Here is a 16,647-nt window from a genome sequence, read left to right as displayed (position 1 = left end):
GGGTCGTGCCTACTGGAACAGCTTCATCGCGTTGAGCAGGGTCTGGATGACACCGGCAAGCAAGGGGATGCCTGCGAAGCTCCAGGCCAGTGCCAATTGCAGCGGCGTGGTTTTTACGGTCTGGGCATGATGCATGATAATGTCACGCTCCCGAGGGGTTGTTGCTCGCCGCGGCGGCGGCAGCGATCTCGCTGGCGCGATGGGACGGCTTGATCGCCGCCATCTGGGACACCCGATAGGTGATCCAGCTCAGCAGCAACTGGGAGAATGACGCTTCGCTTCGCGATGTCGTTGTCATGGTCGCTCCTTCTGTTCCGCCGCGGCTCAAGCGCGCGCGGGCTCGAGACCTGCGTTGTCGTCTTTCATGTGATGGCGCTTGTCGACGGCACGGACGCAGAGGTTGGCGAGGAAGCCGACCACGAGCAGTCCGGCCATGATGTACATGGTGGTGTTGTAGGCCTGCGCCTTCGGCACGCCGTGGGTGACGTTGTATTCGCGGATGTAGTTGATCAGCACCGGCCCGGCGATGCCGGCCATCGACCAGGCCGTGAGCAGGATGCCGTGGATGGCTCCGACGTAGCGGGTGCCGAACATGTCGCGCAGATAGGCTGGCACCGTGGAAAATCCGCCGCCATACATGCTGACGATGATCAGGAAGCACAGCACGAACAGCACGACATTGCCGCTCGCGCCGGCATAGGGCACCGTGACGTAAAGCGCGAAGCCGAGCACCATGTAGACGAAATAGGTGTTCTTGCGTCCGATGAAGTCGGACAACGAAGCCCAGCTGAAGCGTCCGCCCATGTTGAACAGGCTCATCAGGCCGACGAGACCCGCGGCCGCGACCGCGGTGATTTGTCCCGGGAACATCTCCTGGCTCATCGCCGAGGCCTGGCCGAGCACGCCGATGCCGGCCGTGGTGTTGCAGAACAGCACGATCCAGATCAGCCAGAACTGCGGCGTCTTGATCGCCTGGTAGACGAACACGTCGTTCTTGGTCATCAGCTTGGTCGCGGTTGTAGGCGGCACGTAACCTTCCGGCTTCCAGCCCGGCGCAGGCACGCGCACGATTGCGGAGCCGACCATCATGAAGACGAAATAGACGCAGCCGAGCGTGATGAAGGCGCCGAGCACGCCGACGTCGGTCGCGCTGGCGAACTTGCTCATCAGCCAGACCGAGAAGGGGGAGGCGATCAGTGCGCCGCCGCCAAAGCCCATGATCGCCATGCCCGTCGCCATGCCTGGCCGGTCAGGGAACCACTTCATCAGCGTCGAAACCGGCGAGATGTAGCCGATGCCAAGTGCACAGCCGCCGACGACGCCGTAGCCGAGATAGATGATCCAGAGATTGTGGAGATAGACGCCGAGTGCCGAGATCAGGAACGCGCTCGCCCAGGCGACGCCGGCGGTGAACATCGCGCGCCGCGGGCCGCCTTCCTCGACCCAGCGTCCGAACACCGCGGCCGACAGTCCGAGGAACACCATCGCAATGGAAAAGATCCAGCCGAGCTCGGTCAGTTTCCAGTCGCCGGGCGCCGATTGCGTGACGCCGATCAGCTTGGTCATCGGCAGGTTGAAGACGCTGAAGGCGTAGGCCTGCCCGATACAGAGGTGCACGCAAAGCGCCGCGGGCGGCACCATCCATCGGCTATAGCCCGGCCTTGCGATCGTATGCTCTCGATCGAGGAACCGCAGTAGCGAGCGTGCAGGCAGTCCCGATGCGTCGAGCGTCGTCGTCATCTTCATCCTCCTCGCGCTTCGCCATTCTTGGTGGCGGCCGTTCGGGCTGCGGGCGATAGCCGCGTTGCCTAAGCTACGCAGGAGGGCGATTTTGACAAACGAATAATATCGGCTGATTAAATCGGAATCTTAGATACCAAAAGGCGAAGTGGGCGCATTGGGACGGGAAGCAAAAAGTCCGGGCGGCAGGCGCTGCCCGGACTTTGACGACCTACAAAGTCATCTGCATCGGTTCGGGATAATAATGGAAGCCTTCGCCGGCCTTGGCGACATGGCCATAGCCCGGCCAGGCGAAGTGATACGACATCACCGGCACCTTGTTTGCGGCGAGCATGGTCAGCAGCTTGACGCGTGACTCGGCCGCCTGCTTCGGATCGGTGTCGTAGGAGAATTCCATTCGCGGCCGCTCCAGCAGCAGCACCGAATGGTGCGAGAGGTCGCCCATGAAGGCGAAGGACTTGCCGGCGGACGAGACCATGAAGATGGTATGGCCGACGGTATGGCCGGGCGCCGCGATCGCCTGCACGCCTGGCAGGAATTCCTGGCCGTCCTTGAAGAACACGATGCGGTCGCGCACCGGCAGCAGGTTCTTGCGGGCGTGAACGACGAAATCCTTGGCGTCGCTGCCGAGCTTGCCTTCGTCGGTCCAGAAGTCGAAATCGGTCTGCGAGATGTAGATCTGCGCGTTCGGAAACAGCGGCTTGCCGCCGTCGTCCACGATGCCCCCGATGTGGTCGATATGGGCATGCGAACAGACCACCGCATCGATGTCCCCGGGCTTGATGCCGGCCTCGGTCATGCTCTTCTGTTGCCGCCCAGTGGTAGCGCCGAACATCTTCGAGCTGCCCATGCCCGTATCGAACAGGATCAGCTTGTCGCCGGTGTTGACGATCGGCGAGTTCTGTTCGAGCACGACATTGTCCGGCGACAGGAAATTGTCTGCCAGCATCTTCTTCACCTCTTCCTTGGGAACGCCGGTGAAGGTGCCGGAGGGATCGCCGAGCGGAAGCGGTCCGTCGGAGACGATGGTGACTTCGGCATCGCCGAGAACGAAGCGGTGCCAGTAGGGCGTCTGGGTGCCGAGCTTGGGAGCGCGCGCCATCGCGCTGCTGCCGAGCATTGCGCTGGCTCCAAGGCCGGCCCCAAGGGCCAACAAGGACCGACGTGAGACATCGATTGTCATGCGTTTCCTCCGCTTTTGTCTTTTGTTTTGCGCAATTGTTTGCGCGTTACATTCGGCCTGCGCCGATCGCCTCGCGTCAGCACGATCGGATCGTACGGCCGAATGCAGTCAATGATTGTGTCGCGATTGTGTCTCTTGACTGCGCGTTGTAGCGGGACCGCAAGTTTCTTCGTCGCGAATGCCGTCTCACGCAATCCTCGGCACCAAGTCAGTGCGCTCCGTTTCGGCAAAGCCTGCCTGCAAAACCTCTTCGCGCTTATGGCGCAGATGCGCGCGCAGGATATGGGCGAGGCCGACGCCGTCCCGCCTCTGCAGTGCGTTCAGGATGGCATCGTGCTCCTGCACGGCGACCGCCCATCGCTCGGGCGTCATCGGCGTGACATAACGCGCGCGGCGGATGCGCGCAGTCACGGACGTATACAGCCCCGCCAGCACCGGGTTTCCGGCCGCAGCGACGATGGCTTCGTGAATGGCGCGGTTGCCGCGATAGTACTGGATCAGATCGCGCTCGCGATAGTGCCGCACCATGTTCGCGTGCACCGCGGCGATCGCGTCGATCTCGGCATCGGTGATGCGTTCGCAGGCGAGCTCGCCGGCGAGCGCCTCGAGGCCCTGGCAGACCTCGAACAGGTCGCGCATGTCCTTGTCGGTCAGTTTCGCCGCGCGCGAGCCGCGGTGGGGCAGGAGCTGCACGAGCCCTTCGGCGGCGAGCACCTTGAGCGCCTCGCGTAGCGGCGTGCGCGATATCTGAAGCCGCTCGCACAGCTCGCGCTCGGGAATCCGCGCGCCCGGCGGGATTTCGCCGTCGAGCAGGATGGCCCGGATGCGGCCGACGACTTCCTCATGGAGCATGGGTCTGAAGTCCATTTGAATGCAAAAATGGAGCTATACGTGAAAGATTGCAAGTTCCATCTTGTAAACCGGTAATTTTGCATTCAAAAATGTAAAAAACAGAAGGACATGAGGAAATGGACCAGCAGGTGGGGGCGGAAGACCTCGTTTTCGAGCGCCAGGACGGTATCGGGCGGATCACCTTCAACCGCCCGCAGGCCCGCAACGCCTTCACCTTCGCGATGTACGAGCGGCTCGCTGCGATCTGCGAGGAGATCAACCACGATCACGCGATCAAGGTGCTGGTGCTGCGCGGGGCCGGCGACAAGGCGTTTGCCGCGGGCACCGACATCAACCAGTTCCGCGATTTCAAGTCGCCGCAGGACGCGATCGACTACGAGAGCCGCATCGATCGGGTCCTGACCACGCTCGAGCAGTGCCGCGTGCCGACGATCGCGGCGATCAACGGGTTCTGCACCGGCGGCGGCGCGGGCATCGCCGCGGCCTGCGACCTCCGCATTGGTACCCAAAGCGCGAAAATCGGCTTTCCCATTGCCCGCACGCTCGGCAATTGCCTGTCGATGTCCAATGTCAGTCGTCTCACCGCGCTGATCGGCGCCGCCCGCGTCAAGGATCTGATCTTCACCGCGCGCCTCGTCGACGCGACGGAGGCTGCCAGTGTCGGGCTGCTCGGCGAGGTCGTCGAGGATCTCGCCGCGCTCGACAGGCGCGCGGACGAGGTTGCCCGATTGCTCGCCAGCCACGCGCCGCTGACGCTGAATGCGACCAAGCAGGCAGTGGCGCGCCTGCAAAGGCCGCTGACGGCGGACGAGGGCGAAGACCTCATCCTGATGTGCTACACGAGCCAGGATTTTCGCGAAGGGCTCGATGCTTTCCTCACCAAGCGCGCGCCGCAATGGCGCGGCCAATAGGACGCCCGATGCAAAGCGATCGCTCGCAATCAACCTCGCGCCATTCGGGGCCGCTCGCCGGCCTCAAGGTCATCGATCTCACCCATGTCATGGCGGGGCCGACCTGCACCTTGATGCTGGCCGACATGGGCGCCGACGTGATCAAGATCGAGAAATCGCCGAACGGTGACGACACCCGCCATTCGGTGCCGCCGAAGATTGGCGACGAGGCGGCCTCGTTCCTGATGATGAACCGCAACAAGCGCGGCATCGTGCTCGATCTGAAGACCGATGGCGGCAAGCAAGTGTTGCGGCGGCTGATCGCGGGCGCGGATGTGCTGGTCGAGAACTTTGCGCCGGGCGCCATGGAGCGCCTCGGCTTCGGCTACGAAGACCTGCACAAGCAGCATCCAACGCTGATCTATTGCTCGCTGTCGGGCTTCGGCCGCACCGGACCCTACAAGCACCGCCGCGGCTTCGATCTGGTCGCCCAGGCCATGAGCGGCATCATGAGCTTTACCGGCGAACGTCCCGATGGTCCGCCCGTGAAATGCGGCCCGCCGCTGTCCGACATCACCGCCGGCCTGCTGGCGAGCATGGGCATCCTCGCGGCCTACACGCACCGTCTCAAGACCGGCGAAGGGCAGTGGGTCGAGACCTCGCTCTATGAGGCCGCGCTAGTGCAGACCTACTGGCAGTCGACCATCGCGCTGGCTGCGGGTACCGCACCGCGCGCCATGGGCTCGGCCCATCCGCTCAACGCACCCTATCAGGCCTTCGAGGCCTCGGACGGCTGGCTGGTGGTCGGCGGCGCCAACAAGAAGCACTGGCTGTTGATGCTGGAGGCCCTGGGCGCGAGCGAGCTCGCTGCCGATCCGCGTTTCATCAACGGCGCCGACCGCATGGCCAATCTGAAGGAGCTCGAAGCCGTCCTGAGCGCGCGCTTCCGCACCCGCACGCGGGCGCACTGGCTGGCGGCACTAGACGAGAAGGGCGTGCCGTGCGGACCCGTGCACGACATGCTGGAGGCGCTTCGCGATCCGCAGACGCTGGCGCGCGAGATGGTCGTCGAGGTCGAGCATTCCACGCTCGGTCCCGTGAAGACGATCGGCTTGCCGGTCAAGTTTTCGGAGACCCCAGGCAAAGTCCGCACGGGCGCCCCGGTCTACGGTGAGCATACAAGCGAGGTGCTGGTCGAGCACGGGTTCGACCAGAAGCAGATCGAAGCGCTCGAACAAGAAGGCGCAATCGTCCTGGCATCAGGAAGACGCGAGGAACGCGTCGCCTGACCGGACGTCGAAAACAACAAGAGACAAAAAATCAGCTGGAGGAAATCATGGGTCGGACGTCAACACTTCTGCTCTCCGCCGCCGCAACCGTGCTCGCCGGTACGATGCCGGCGCTCAGCGCCTGGCAGCCGCAAAAGCCGATCGAGTTCGTGGCGACCGCCGGGCCCGGCGGCGGCACCGACAATCTCGCGCGCGCCGTGCAGAACATCATCATCAAGCACAAGCTGGTGGAGCAACCGATCGTCGTCGTCAACAAGGGCGGCGGCAGCGGCGCGGAAGGCTATGTCTACGGCAAGGCATCCGCCGGCGATCCCTACAAGGTGATCTTCGGCACGTCGAATGCCTGGCAGCAGCCGCTCGTCTCCAAGGTTGCCTTCAACTACACCGATCTCACTGCGATCGCGGCGATGGCGCAGGACGAGTTCCTGCTCTGGGTCAAGCAGGACGCGCCCTACAAGACGGCGGGCGACTACCTGAAGGCCGCAGCATCAGGCGAATTCAAGATGGGCGGCGCGCAGTCAAAGGACACCGACGAGGTGCTGACCCGCATGATCGAGAAGGCCGGCCACATCAAGCTGACCTACATCCCTTTCAAGAGCGGCGCTGAGACCGCCGTGCAGCTGGCCGGCGGACACCTCGACTCCCACGTCAACAATCCCAGCGAGAGTCTCGGGCAATGGCGCGGTGGAACGCAACGGCCGCTTTGCGTTTTCAGCCCGAAGCGGCTGCCGCAGGGCGCCAAAGTCACCGCGACCGAAGGCTGGGGCGACGTTCCGACCTGCGTCGAGCAGGGCCTCGACATCAAGCAGTATGAGCAGCCGCGGACAGTGTGGCTCCCCGGCAAGGTCACGCCGGACCAGGCCGCGTTCTATGTCGACCTGATGAAGAAGGTGCAGGCGACCCCGGACTGGAAGGACTACATCGAGAAGACCTCCCAGGTCGACACCTTCCTGACCGGCGCCGAGTTCGACAAGTTCATCAAGGAGGACCTCGAGCACGTCAAGCAGGTCGCGGGCGAGCAGGGCTGGTTGGTCAAGTGAGGCGAGGTCCTCAAGGCAGGGCAAGCGCATATGACGAAAAACGCGGCGGCCAAGGGATTTGCGGCCATCCTTCGAGACGCCCGCCTGCGGCGGGTCCTCAGGATGACGTCCCGTGTTGCGGCGAGAAATCAGATCCTCATGGTGAGGAGCCCGCCAAAGCGGGCGTCTCAAACCATGCAGGCCGAGCGCGTGCGGCAGCTTCTCCGCTGTCACATGCGATAGCCCTGCCTTCAAAGGTGTCCCGCCATGATATCGCGCCGCGCTCTCGAATTTGCGACCGCCGTCCTCACCGGCAGCTTCGGTGTGACCGTCGTCGTCTCCAGCCTCGATAACGGTATCGGCTGGTCGAGCGCGGGTGTGGAGGCCGGGACGTTTCCGTTCCTGACCGGGATCATCATCGTACTCGGGAGCCTCTACAACCTGGTTCGAGGTGTCGTGCCGGCCGCGACGCTCGCCAGCGTCCCAATTGCCATCACGCCGATCGAGCTGCGCTGGCTTGCCGGCCTGTTCGTGCCGGCCGCGATTTTCGTGGCTGCGATCCCGCTGGCCGGGATGTACGTCGCCTCAGCCTTGTACATCTTCGCGGTGCTGGCGATCCCCAGACGACAATCCGTGCCGCGCGCGCTTGGCATGGCGGCGGCGACAGCGCTCGCGCTCTATGTCGTGTTCGAGCGCATGTTCCAGGTGAGCTTGCCGCACGGCGCGCTCGCCGCGGCATTCGGCTTCTGACGGAGAGGCCGATGGACAATCTTGGGGAACTCCTTCACGGCTTCAGCATCGCGATCACGCTGCCGCATCTGGCGCTGATGGTGATCGGCGTGCTGCTCGGCATTCTCGTCGGCGTGCTGCCTGGGCTGGGTGCTCCGAACGGGGTGTCGCTGCTGCTGCCGCTGACCTTCGGCATGCAGCCGGTCTCTGCCATCATCCTGCTCTCCAGCATGTATTGGGGCGCGTTGTTCGGGGGGTCCGTGACCTCGATCCTGTTCAACATTCCGGGCGAGCCGTCGTCTGTCGCCACCACCTTCGACGGCTATCCGATGGCCCGCGACGGACGGCCGACGACGGCGCTCGCCACCGCCTTCGGCTCGGCGGCGTTCGGCGCGCTGATCGGCGTCATCCTGATCACCTTCCTCGCATCATGGGTGGCGCAGGTCGCACTCGCCTTCGGGCCGGCGGAATATTTTGCGGTCTATTTCCTGGCCTTCGCCAGCTTCGTCGGCATGGGCGGGTCGGCGCCGATCAAGACCATCGTCGCGCTGGCGATCGGCTTTGCGATCGCGGCTATCGGCATCGACACCGTCTCCGGCAGCGTGCGCCTCACGATGGGTGTCGACGAGCTGGTCAAGGGCGTCAACTTCGTCGTCGCGGTGATGGGCCTGTTCGGCATCGGCGAGCTGCTCGTGGCCGTCGAAGAGGAGTTTCATGCCCGCGCGGTCTCGTCGAAGATCGAGTGGCGCGAGGTGTTTCGCGCGATCGGCCGCCTGCCGCGGCACAGTGTTGCGCTGCTGCGCAGCGCTGCCATCGGATGCTGGATGGGCATCACGCCGGGCGGCCCGACAGCGGCGTCCTTTATGAGCTACGGCATCGCCCGACGCTTCTCGCGCCGTGGCCGATACTTCGGCACCGGAGAGGTCGAAGGCATCATCTCGCCGGAGACGGCCGATCATGCCGCAGGCACCAGCGCGCTTCTGCCCATGCTCTCGCTCGGCATTCCCGGTTCGGCCACCGCGGCCGTCATGATGGGCGGGCTGATGATCTGGGGTCTCAATCCCGGACCGATGCTGTTCGTCGACCAGAAGGACTTTGTCTGGGGCCTGATCGCCTCGATGTATGTCGGCAACATCGTCGCCGTCGTGCTGGTGCTGTTGACCGTCCCGGTGTTCGCGGCACTGATGCGGATTCCCTTCGTGATCATCGCACCCCTGATCGTGATCATCTGCGTCGTCGGCGCCTATTCGGTGTCGAACTCCTATCTCGACGTCGTCATGATGCTCGGCTTCGGCATCGTCGGCTATCTCTTCAAGAAGCTGTTCTATCCGCTGGCGCCGCTCGTGCTCGCGATCGTCATCGGCGACAAGGCCGAGGACGCGTTCCGGCAGTCGATGCTAATGTCCAAGGGATCGCTCGGAATCTTCTTCGCCAACAAGCTGGTGACGTGCCTGATCCTGGCCGGCATCGCGCTGTTGCTGCTTCCGCTCGTGCTGCAGCTGCCGCGTCTCTGGCGCAAACCCGCATCTGCCGCGACCGAGACAACGGCCCAAGAGACCGCTCGAGAGAAGGTGACCATATGACCGCAAAGCCCCTCATTGCATTGGCAATGGGAGATCCTGCCGGCGTCAGTCCGGAGCTGACCGCAAAGCTGGTCGTGCAGGACGACATCCGCGCCCGCAGCCGGATCGTCGTGATCGGCGACCGCCGCATCTTCGACGAAGGCGCGCGCATTGCCGGCGTCAAGCCGGAGCTGACAATGGTGGAGCAGGGGGCCGATCTGCGCGAGGCGGTGGGCGAGACGCTGTTCGTCGATCTCGGCCACCTCGATCCCGGCGACATCAGGCAGGGCATTGCGAGCCTAGCCGGCGGCAGGTTCGCGCTTGCCAACTACAAGCACGCGCTCGAACTCGGCCGTGACAGCCGGGTCGATGCCGTCTGCTTTACGCCGTTCAACAAGCAGGCGATGCGGCTGGCTCGCGCCGAGTATGACGACGAGATCGCGTTCTCGGCGGAAGTGGTCGGACTCAAAACTCCCGCAAGCGAATTCAATGTGCTGGACCGGCTCTGGAACGCCCGCGTGACGTCCCACATCCCGCTCAAGGACGTCGCCGCGCTGTTGTCCGGCGAACGTATTCATCGCGCGCTCAAGCTGACTGATGCCTGCATGCGCAATGCCGGCTTCGCCCGGCCGCGCATCGCGGTCGCCGGTCTCAACCCGCATGCCGGCGACGGCGGAAATTTCGGCCGCGAGGAGATCGATGTTATTGCGCCGGTAGTCGCAGCCGGCCAGCGCGATGGCATCGTCGTGGAGGGACCGTTTCCCGCCGACACCGTGTTCCTGCGCGCCAAGGGTGGGACCTTCGATGCGGTGCTGACCATGTATCACGACCAAGGCCAGATCGCGATGAAGCTGATGGGTTTTGATCGCGGCGTAACGTTGCTCGGCGGCTTTCCGTTCCCGATCTGCACGCCCGCCCACGGCACTGCCTACGACATCGCCGGCCAAGGCATTGCATCAGTCGGTGCCAGCCGCGCCGCGGTGTTGCTCGCCGCGGAGATGGCCGTGCGTCGCGTCGCCTGATTTCTCCGACGGGGAGGTGGGCGCCTGCTTGTGTCTGCGGTGGCCGCGCAGTTTCGGACTTTCCGGGAAAAAGTGGAAACTTCCGTCCTCGTAACGAGTTGCCGTCGCATGAACGTCTCCATCTCGGAGTTGGAACATGGTCGACGACGACCCGCTACGAACGGCGGTGGATATTGCTTGGTCCGTTTACCGCGCCCGGCATCGCCACGTCGATGCCGCGGATAGTCGTCGCTGTCTGCTTGAGCGTCATCTGCAAGGGAGATGGAAAGCGCGCGGGAGCGATGCCGAAGAACTCACGCAATTCGGGATTGCCTACCTCGATCGGCTTCCTGACGACGAATGTTGAGGCTCATGGAAGGGGTCGTCTGCCGGGTCGCGGCTGCAAGTGCCAGGCCGAATTGGACGCTGCTCGCGATTTCGAACCTTCTGTCCGCCGCGATCATTCTGATCGTGCGTGCGGCGGTTTAACGGGTAGCCTCTCATGCGCATCGCTCAGCTTGCTCCCCTCGCCGAAAGCGTCCCTCCGAAGCTTTACGGCGGCACTGAGCGGGTAGTGGCCTGGCTGGTGGATGGACTGGTCGAGCTCGGCCACGAGGTCACGCTGTTTGCGAGCGGCGATTCCAGGACGAATGGTGCGCTTCATCCGGTTTGGCCACGCGCGCTGCGTCTCGGGCGGACGGGGGCGGACCCGACGGCCGCGAGCGCGATGCTGATGGAGGCGATTGCAAGGCGTGCGAAGGAGTTCGACGTGATCCACGCGCATGTCGACTGGCTGTCGTTGCCGTTGCTCAGTCGTCTCGGCGTGCCGTTCCTTACGACCATGCACGGGCGCCTCGACTTGCCTGGGCTACCGGACGTAGCCAGGCAATTTCCTGAAGCATGCTTCGTGTCGATTTCCGATCATCAGCGCCTGCCGCTTCCGGATGCGAAATGGATCGGAACAATCCAGCACGGGCTGCCGTCCGACCTGTTTCGGCCGTCCTACGAACAGGGGTCCTATTTGGCGTTTCTCGGACGTCTCACCGCAGACAAGGGTCCGGAGGACGCCATTCGCATCGCACGCGCGGTCCAGATGCCCCTCCGCATCGCCGCGAAGGTCCCTCGCGCCGAGACAGCCTACTTCAGGAAGCACATCGAGCCCAACATCGACGGCAAGAACATCCAGCTTGTTGGTGAAGTCGATGACGCGAAGAAACAGCCCTTCCTTGCCGAAGCCGCTGCGCTGTTGTTCCCGATCGACTGGCCGGAGCCGTTTGGGCTGGTCATGATCGAAGCCATGGCATGCGGAACCCCGGTAATCGCCTATCGCTCCGGCTCCGTCCCTGAAGTCGTCGAGCACGGATTGACAGGCTTCATCGTCGAGAACGAGGAGCAGGCCGTCAGGGCAGTCGGCGAATTGGGCAAGCTGGATCGAAGGAAGGTGCGCTCCCGGTTCGAGGAGCGCTTTTCCGCGAGCCGAATGGCGAGGCAGTACGAAGATCAGTACCGCAAATTGTCTGCCGCCGTGGCTCGGGAATTCATCACTGAACCGTCGGAAACGTGAAAGGACCCGGCGATGTCGCTCGGAAAAGCGGGGCAGATTTGCATCTTTCTGGTCTTCGCTCTGACGGCGCCGCCAGCGTTCGCCGCGGCGATGGACGCCGCCGCCATCAATTCCGCCCAGCCAACCAACAAGATTCTCTCGAACGAGAAGCCGACGCCGGCCGGCGTCCGGCTGCAGGTCCTCCTGGACAGGGCGCGTTTCTCGCCCGGCGAGATCGACGGCAAGTTCGGAGAGAACGCCAGGAAGGCGCTGCGCGCCTATGCGGAAGCGCAGCAATTGCCGAGTTCGGAGGCTCTCTCGGAAGACATCTGGAAGGCGTTGCTGGCGGACGACCGGCCGGCAACGGCGACCTACACGATTGCCCAGCAGGACGTGGCGGGCCCTTTCCTGAGCAGGCTTCCGTCGAGCATGGAGGAGATGAAAGGAATTCCGAAGCTTGGATTCACGAGTCCGCGCGAAGGATTGGCCGAGAAATTTCACATGAGCGAGGAGCTCTTGGCAGCGCTCAACCCCGGGCGCCGCTTCGATCGTGCCGGCGACACCATCGTCATCGTGGATACCGCGAGTGGAGGCGCTGCGCCTGCCAAAGCCGACAGGGTCGAGATCGACAAGAGCCGACAGACGTTGAAGCTGTTCGACAAGTCGAATGCGCTGATCGGCTTTTATCCTGCGACGGTAGGAAGCGAAGAGAAGCCATCGCCCTCGGGCACCCTGAAGGTCACGGAAATCAGCCGCAATCCGCACTATCGCTACAACCCCGATTACCACTTCAGGGACGTCCGTTCGCGCAAGCCCTTCACCATCCAGCCCGGTCCGAACAATCCGGTCGGCACGATGTGGATCAACCTGTCCGCCGAGGGCTACGGCATTCACGGCACGCCTTCGCCGAAGAAGATCTCCAAAGCGGAATCCCACGGCTGCGTGCGTCTCACCAACTGGGACGCTGAACGGGTGGCAGCCAGTGTCTCGAAAGGTACGCCGGTCGCGTTCGTGGCGAGCGCGGGTTGACGCCAGCGTCCCGTTCCAGCATCGCCGTCTGCTGACCTGGCGCTACTTCGCGAGAGGCGTCGTCAGTTCCTTGTCGGCTGTATCCACCACGAACACGGCAAGCAGCTTCGCGGGCTGGGTGTCGCTGGCATTGGCGCTGACGGCATGACGGTCGCCAGGTCGTTCGGAAAAATTCTCTCCCTCATGAAAGACCTTGGCGGGGCCGTCATTCACTTGGCTGCGGATCGCTCCTTCCAGGACGGTGGCGTAGATGAAAGCCGAGGGCGCGTGGATGTGGGCCGGAGAGGAGCCTCCTGGGCCGTACTCGACCAGCACGCCCTTCATGCTCTTGCCTGGGACGTTGGGCAGCGCCTGGTCGAACACGACCGTCACCTTGGCTGTGGGTGCCGCCGTCTCGGCGGCATGGACCGTCAGGAATGATGCGGCATAAACAGCGGTTGCGATCAGCAATCTGCGCATGGAAGTCTCCTCAAAGTCTCGCGAGCCATGTAGCGAGCGGCGTTTTGCCAAGCCGCGCCTCGCCGAGAGGCCTCAGCGATGTGTCGTCGATGGGAGCGCCGTAGTACGGCGCCTTTGGGTCTCCCACCACCGGTCGGGCGTCGCCGGATGCCTTGAGGCGCCGTTCGATGAATTCATTGAAGGGCGCCTTCTCAGGCCCTGCGATATCGATCGTGCCATTGAGCGGCTGGCCCATCGCAACCTCTGCGAGGCGATCAGCCACGTCCTCGGCTGCGATCGGCTGAAACAATGCCGTGGGAACGACGATCCGGTCGTCGGCCGCGCCCATATCGCCGATGGCGCTGAGGAATTCGAAGAACTGGGTGGCGCGGACGATCGAGTAAGGGACCGGAGATGCCTTGACGATGGTCTCCTGTGCCAGCTTGGCGCGAAAATAGGAGTTATCGGGCGAGCGCTCGGTTCCGACGATCGAGAGGACCACATGATGCTTCACGGCTGCAGCCGCCTCAGTCGCAGCGAGGTTCTTGCTCGAACGCTCGAAGAATTCGAGCACGGCGGCAGGCTCCCAGGACGGCGCGTTGGCAACGTCGACGACGACATCCGCACCCGCCAGCACAGCGGCGAGGCCTTCCCCGGTCACGGCGTTCACGCCTGATTTCGGCGAAGCCGCGACGGCGTCGTGGCCTTGCTGCTTGAGTCTCGCTACGAGCTTGGATCCGATCAATCCCGTCCCGCCGATCACGACGATCTTCATGGCATGTCTCCTCGGCACGTTGCGAGCGCGAGCGTTTCAGGAGCGACGGCGCGCGCGTCGCGAAAGCGATGAGGCGACTCTTACCGGGGAAATGGGGCGGGCTCTTGCCTGTAACCGGCCTGCCTTGTCGAAAAATGCTGAAGACGTCTATCCGATCGCCGATAGATAAAGTTGGGTATCGAAATAGTCCGAAGCGCGGCGCGCAGTGCTGTCGCCGGCGTCCGCCGGCGGCACTCGCTAGATTGCAGCACGTCCTTCTTGTTGGCGTTCGGTTACTGACGGCATCCGCGCCACACACCGGAATCCGACATGACTGGTCGAGGTATCGACCGGCTCGGCGTGCCGCGCGGCCGGACGATATCGGCGGCAATAGTTCGGCGCGCAGAGGTGCGAGCCGCCCTTGAGGACCTTGCGCGGAATCTGGATGCCGGGGAGGCGAGGGTCGTAACTCGTGTGCTCACCGCCGCCGCGGGGATTCTTGGGAATGCAGCAGGGTTTTGCAGCCTCGGCGGCGTGCTTTGACGACCACCAGTCGGAGGTCCACTCCCAGACATTGCCGATCATGTCGTAGAGACCGTAGCCGTTCGGCGGGAAGGCCATGACCGGCGAGGTACGTTCGTACCCATCCTCGCCGAGATTCTGGACGGGGAAGTTGCCCTGCCAGACATTGGCCATGTGCTTGCCGCCCGGCATCAGCGCATCGCCCCAGGCGTATTCCTCCGCCTCGAGGCCGCCACGCGCCGCGAACTCCCATTCCGCCTCCGTCGGCAAGTCCTTGCCGGCCCAGCGGGCATACGCTGCCGCATCGCTAAAGGAGACGTGAACGACGGGATGGTCGTCGAGGTCCTTGATGTTGCTGCCGGGGCCATAGGGATGGCGCCAGTTGGCGCCGCGCAGGAAAGTCCACCACTGGCTCCAGTCGGTCAGATCGGTGATGCGCGGCAGCGGTGAGAACACCAGCGATCCCGCGTAGAGCAACTCTGCCAGCGCGCTTGGATAGTCCTTCGGATTGGGAACGATCTGCGCCTCGGTGACATGGCCGGTTGCGTTGACGAACTGCTTGAACTGCCGGTTGGTCACGGGCGTGCGGTCAATCCAGAAGCCGTCGACAGCGACGCGATGGCTCGGCGTTTCCTCGGGATAATGATGGTCGGATCCCATGCGAAAGGTTCCGCCGGGAATGAAGACCATCTCGCCGGTCTTCAAATCATCCGGCAACCACTCGCAGTGATCCAGATCCGCTCGCAACATGGTGGAAGCTCCGATACTCGCATTCCACTCGATGCTACTGCGCCAACTCTGGCAGACTTCGACGATAGCTCTTTGCCCGGCCCACTGGACGCATTGAGTCCCCCTCTTTTTTTGGTGCTCGGGGGAGAGGAAGACGCTGCATTGCGTCAACATCTCTTTCCTTCGCACGCACGTTTTCGAGTACGCGGCAAATCATGCCGCGTGCGCTCTGCCATCCGCAGAGCGCTTCCCCTTGATATCGCTAAGGTTGCAAACGGTACTCGAAGATTGGACGGCTGTGATGTGCAGTTTGTGCCAGTCTGCAGGCATTTGGTGAGACCTAGGGCGCGGACTCATAACGCGCGGCCAGCCATAGCCGGATAGATGCAAGTTGGACGACGGCAAGGTAGTTTCCTGCAAGCCTGTCGTAGCGCGTCGCCACCCGACGGCAGTGCTTGATCCTGTTGAAGAACAGTCCGACGAGGTTGCGAGCGCGATAGAGGTACGGGCTAAAGCAGATCAAGCCGACTCATTTTTGCGCCGTCGCTGATCAAAAACGCTCATTCAACACGGCACTTTGGTGAGCTACGTTTCGCACAACGTAGAGGGATGGCGGATGAGCGACGCTAAAGACAAAGTTGTTCTTATTCTTGGTGGCGCTGGCGGCATCGGATCAGCAACGGCAAAGGATCTCGCATCAAAAGGGGCGAAGATCGCGGTCGCCGACATCAGCGAGGCGAAGGCCGAGGATGTTGCAAGGGCGATACGTAACACGGGTGGCGAAAGCCGCGCCTATCCCGTCGACGTGACACAGAAAGAGCAGGTAAAGGCAACAGTCGCGAAGGTCGCTCAGGATTTTGGTTCGCTGGATACGCTGATCAACTGCGCCGGGATCATGTTTGTCCGCCCGCTGATGGAGATCAACACCGTGGAATGGGAGACCACTGTCGACTTAAATATTAAGGGGGCGTTGTGGGCAATCGCGGCTGTTCTGCCGGTTTTCATGCGCCAGCAGCGCGCGCATATCATCAGTCTCAGTTCCATCCACGGCCTCAAAGTGTTTTCGCCAGGCGGCGCGGTGCATTCGGCTTCTAAATTTGCGCTCCGGGCGCTATCCGAGGGTCTTCGAGCCGAACTTGCAACGACGCCAATACGGTCGACTTTAATCACGCCAGGTGCCGTCGACACCGGCATCCAACATAAGACCACAGGCTCCGAAAGTGCGCGCATGCTTGAGATCTACAAAAATGCGATTCCGCCCGAAGCGGTAGCTCGTGCAATCGCGTTTGCAATGGAGCAACCCGCCAATGTCGATATAAATGAGATCGTGGTTCGCCCGACGGCTCAAGCAATTTGACCGTGGATCG

Annotated in this window: 18 protein-coding genes and 1 pseudogene; 10 read left to right on the top strand and 9 right to left on the bottom strand. The window is 63.1% G+C overall.

What is annotated here, in order from left to right; all coding sequences use genetic code 11:
• Positions 1-9: 9 nt before the first annotated feature.
• From AC0L27_RS04060 to AC0L27_RS04040, 5 genes are all read right to left on the bottom strand, one after another.
• Positions 10-135 carry an MFS transporter small subunit gene (locus tag AC0L27_RS04060; protein WP_275171964.1) on the bottom strand — a complete coding sequence of 42 codons (126 nt, stop codon included), beginning with the start codon at positions 133-135 and terminating at the stop codon, positions 10-12.
• Between the two features lie 7 nt (positions 136-142).
• Positions 143-298, bottom strand: coding sequence for a hypothetical protein (locus tag AC0L27_RS04055; RefSeq protein ID WP_275171965.1), 156 nt, complete (start codon positions 296-298; stop codon positions 143-145).
• Between the two features lie 26 nt (positions 299-324).
• Positions 325-1,740: an L-lactate MFS transporter gene (locus tag AC0L27_RS04050; RefSeq protein ID WP_354203640.1), complete on the bottom strand. Its 1,416-nt coding sequence runs from the start codon at positions 1,738-1,740 to the stop codon at positions 325-327.
• A 211-nt stretch (positions 1,741-1,951) separates the two neighbouring features.
• On the bottom strand, positions 1,952-2,923 hold the full coding sequence (locus AC0L27_RS04045) for an MBL fold metallo-hydrolase (RefSeq protein ID WP_275171967.1): 972 nt from the start codon (positions 2,921-2,923) through the stop codon (positions 1,952-1,954).
• 186 nt (positions 2,924-3,109) lie between these two features.
• The gene (locus AC0L27_RS04040; protein ID WP_354203638.1) at positions 3,110-3,775 is read right to left on the bottom strand and encodes a GntR family transcriptional regulator; all 666 of its coding nucleotides are present in this window, start codon (positions 3,773-3,775) and stop codon (positions 3,110-3,112) included.
• 116 nt (positions 3,776-3,891) lie between these two features.
• Here AC0L27_RS04040 and AC0L27_RS04035 point away from each other — a divergent pair, with 116 nt between their 5' ends.
• The 9 genes from AC0L27_RS04035 to AC0L27_RS03995 all read left to right on the top strand — a co-directional run bounded on the left by AC0L27_RS04035 (position 3,892) and on the right by AC0L27_RS03995 (position 12,837).
• Positions 3,892-4,686 carry an enoyl-CoA hydratase/isomerase family protein gene (locus AC0L27_RS04035; protein ID WP_354203636.1) on the top strand — a complete coding sequence of 265 codons (795 nt, stop codon included), beginning with the start codon at positions 3,892-3,894 and terminating at the stop codon, positions 4,684-4,686.
• A gap of 8 nt (positions 4,687-4,694) precedes the next feature.
• Positions 4,695-5,954 carry a CaiB/BaiF CoA transferase family protein gene (locus AC0L27_RS04030; RefSeq protein WP_354203634.1) on the top strand — a complete coding sequence of 420 codons (1,260 nt, stop codon included), beginning with the start codon at positions 4,695-4,697 and terminating at the stop codon, positions 5,952-5,954.
• Between the two features lie 47 nt (positions 5,955-6,001).
• Positions 6,002-6,994 carry a Bug family tripartite tricarboxylate transporter substrate binding protein gene (locus AC0L27_RS04025; protein WP_354203632.1) on the top strand — a complete coding sequence of 331 codons (993 nt, stop codon included), beginning with the start codon at positions 6,002-6,004 and terminating at the stop codon, positions 6,992-6,994.
• Between the two features lie 246 nt (positions 6,995-7,240).
• On the top strand, positions 7,241-7,723 hold the full coding sequence (locus tag AC0L27_RS04020) for a tripartite tricarboxylate transporter TctB family protein (protein WP_473317965.1): 483 nt from the start codon (positions 7,241-7,243) through the stop codon (positions 7,721-7,723).
• An 11-nt stretch (positions 7,724-7,734) separates the two neighbouring features.
• Positions 7,735-9,285, top strand: a complete 1,551-nt coding sequence (locus AC0L27_RS04015; RefSeq protein WP_354054729.1) for a tripartite tricarboxylate transporter permease — start codon at positions 7,735-7,737, stop codon at positions 9,283-9,285.
• Positions 9,282-10,286, top strand: coding sequence for a 4-hydroxythreonine-4-phosphate dehydrogenase PdxA (locus AC0L27_RS04010; protein WP_354203627.1), 1,005 nt, complete (start codon positions 9,282-9,284; stop codon positions 10,284-10,286). Before AC0L27_RS04015 ends, AC0L27_RS04010 begins: the two co-directional genes overlap by 4 nt.
• 136 nt (positions 10,287-10,422) lie before the next feature.
• Entirely contained in the window at positions 10,423-10,632 is a 210-nt protein-coding gene (locus AC0L27_RS04005; RefSeq protein WP_275171975.1) for a hypothetical protein, read from the top strand.
• A 135-nt stretch (positions 10,633-10,767) separates the two neighbouring features.
• The gene (locus tag AC0L27_RS04000; RefSeq protein ID WP_275171976.1) at positions 10,768-11,829 is read left to right on the top strand and encodes a glycosyltransferase family 4 protein; all 1,062 of its coding nucleotides are present in this window, start codon (positions 10,768-10,770) and stop codon (positions 11,827-11,829) included.
• A 12-nt stretch (positions 11,830-11,841) separates the two neighbouring features.
• Positions 11,842-12,837: a L,D-transpeptidase family protein gene (locus tag AC0L27_RS03995; RefSeq protein ID WP_354203624.1), complete on the top strand. Its 996-nt coding sequence runs from the start codon at positions 11,842-11,844 to the stop codon at positions 12,835-12,837.
• A gap of 42 nt (positions 12,838-12,879) precedes the next feature.
• Here AC0L27_RS03995 and AC0L27_RS03990 read toward each other — a convergent pair whose 3' ends face one another.
• The 4 genes and pseudogenes from AC0L27_RS03990 to AC0L27_RS03975 form a co-directional block, all read right to left on the bottom strand.
• On the bottom strand, positions 12,880-13,296 hold the full coding sequence (locus AC0L27_RS03990; RefSeq protein ID WP_354254960.1) for a cupin domain-containing protein: 417 nt from the start codon (positions 13,294-13,296) through the stop codon (positions 12,880-12,882).
• Between the two features lie 10 nt (positions 13,297-13,306).
• A complete protein-coding gene (locus tag AC0L27_RS03985) occupies positions 13,307-14,050 on the bottom strand; it encodes an SDR family oxidoreductase (protein ID WP_354203620.1) in 744 nt (247 codons plus the stop codon).
• Between the two features lie 237 nt (positions 14,051-14,287).
• Complete coding sequence (locus AC0L27_RS03980) at positions 14,288-15,301, bottom strand: formylglycine-generating enzyme family protein (protein WP_354203618.1); 1,014 nt, start codon at positions 15,299-15,301, stop codon at positions 14,288-14,290.
• Positions 15,302-15,620: 319 nt separating this feature from the next.
• Positions 15,621-15,797 (bottom strand): annotated as a pseudogene (locus AC0L27_RS03975) (IS5/IS1182 family transposase); the annotation flags it as partial.
• A 99-nt stretch (positions 15,798-15,896) separates the two neighbouring features.
• On the opposite strand from AC0L27_RS03975, the gene AC0L27_RS03970 reads away from it, so the two are divergent.
• A complete protein-coding gene (locus AC0L27_RS03970) occupies positions 15,897-16,637 on the top strand; it encodes an SDR family oxidoreductase (protein WP_473317964.1) in 741 nt (246 codons plus the stop codon).
• The last annotated feature ends 10 nt before the right edge of the window (positions 16,638-16,647 follow it).

The sequence above is a fragment of the Bradyrhizobium sp. Ken51 genome (genome assembly GCF_055807435.1).
This window is presented reverse-complemented; position numbering and strand designations above follow the sequence as displayed.

What these genes read in the sequence shown, in the direction of transcription:
- AC0L27_RS04060 (WP_275171964.1), bottom strand. Translation starts at nt 135, where the DNA reads ATGCATCATGCCCAGACCGTAAAAACCACGCCGCTGCAATTGGCACTG.
- AC0L27_RS04055 (WP_275171965.1), bottom strand. Translation starts at nt 298, where the DNA reads ATGACAACGACATCGCGAAGCGAAGCGTCATTCTCCCAGTTGCTGCTG.
- AC0L27_RS04050 (WP_354203640.1), bottom strand. Translation starts at nt 1,740, where the DNA reads ATGACGACGACGCTCGACGCATCGGGACTGCCTGCACGCTCGCTACTG.
- AC0L27_RS04045 (WP_275171967.1), bottom strand. Translation starts at nt 2,923, where the DNA reads ATGACAATCGATGTCTCACGTCGGTCCTTGTTGGCCCTTGGGGCCGGC.
- AC0L27_RS04040 (WP_354203638.1), bottom strand. Translation starts at nt 3,775, where the DNA reads ATGCTCCATGAGGAAGTCGTCGGCCGCATCCGGGCCATCCTGCTCGAC.
- AC0L27_RS04035 (WP_354203636.1), top strand. Translation starts at nt 3,892, where the DNA reads ATGGACCAGCAGGTGGGGGCGGAAGACCTCGTTTTCGAGCGCCAGGAC.
- AC0L27_RS04030 (WP_354203634.1), top strand. Translation starts at nt 4,695, where the DNA reads ATGCAAAGCGATCGCTCGCAATCAACCTCGCGCCATTCGGGGCCGCTC.
- AC0L27_RS04025 (WP_354203632.1), top strand. Translation starts at nt 6,002, where the DNA reads ATGGGTCGGACGTCAACACTTCTGCTCTCCGCCGCCGCAACCGTGCTC.
- AC0L27_RS04020 (WP_473317965.1), top strand. Translation starts at nt 7,241, where the DNA reads ATGATATCGCGCCGCGCTCTCGAATTTGCGACCGCCGTCCTCACCGGC.
- AC0L27_RS04015 (WP_354054729.1), top strand. Translation starts at nt 7,735, where the DNA reads ATGGACAATCTTGGGGAACTCCTTCACGGCTTCAGCATCGCGATCACG.
- AC0L27_RS04010 (WP_354203627.1), top strand. Translation starts at nt 9,282, where the DNA reads ATGACCGCAAAGCCCCTCATTGCATTGGCAATGGGAGATCCTGCCGGC.
- AC0L27_RS04005 (WP_275171975.1), top strand. Translation starts at nt 10,423, where the DNA reads ATGGTCGACGACGACCCGCTACGAACGGCGGTGGATATTGCTTGGTCC.
- AC0L27_RS04000 (WP_275171976.1), top strand. Translation starts at nt 10,768, where the DNA reads ATGCGCATCGCTCAGCTTGCTCCCCTCGCCGAAAGCGTCCCTCCGAAG.
- AC0L27_RS03995 (WP_354203624.1), top strand. Translation starts at nt 11,842, where the DNA reads ATGTCGCTCGGAAAAGCGGGGCAGATTTGCATCTTTCTGGTCTTCGCT.
- AC0L27_RS03990 (WP_354254960.1), bottom strand. Translation starts at nt 13,296, where the DNA reads ATGCGCAGATTGCTGATCGCAACCGCTGTTTATGCCGCATCATTCCTG.
- AC0L27_RS03985 (WP_354203620.1), bottom strand. Translation starts at nt 14,050, where the DNA reads ATGAAGATCGTCGTGATCGGCGGGACGGGATTGATCGGATCCAAGCTC.
- AC0L27_RS03980 (WP_354203618.1), bottom strand. Translation starts at nt 15,301, where the DNA reads ATGTTGCGAGCGGATCTGGATCACTGCGAGTGGTTGCCGGATGATTTG.
- AC0L27_RS03970 (WP_473317964.1), top strand. Translation starts at nt 15,897, where the DNA reads ATGAGCGACGCTAAAGACAAAGTTGTTCTTATTCTTGGTGGCGCTGGC.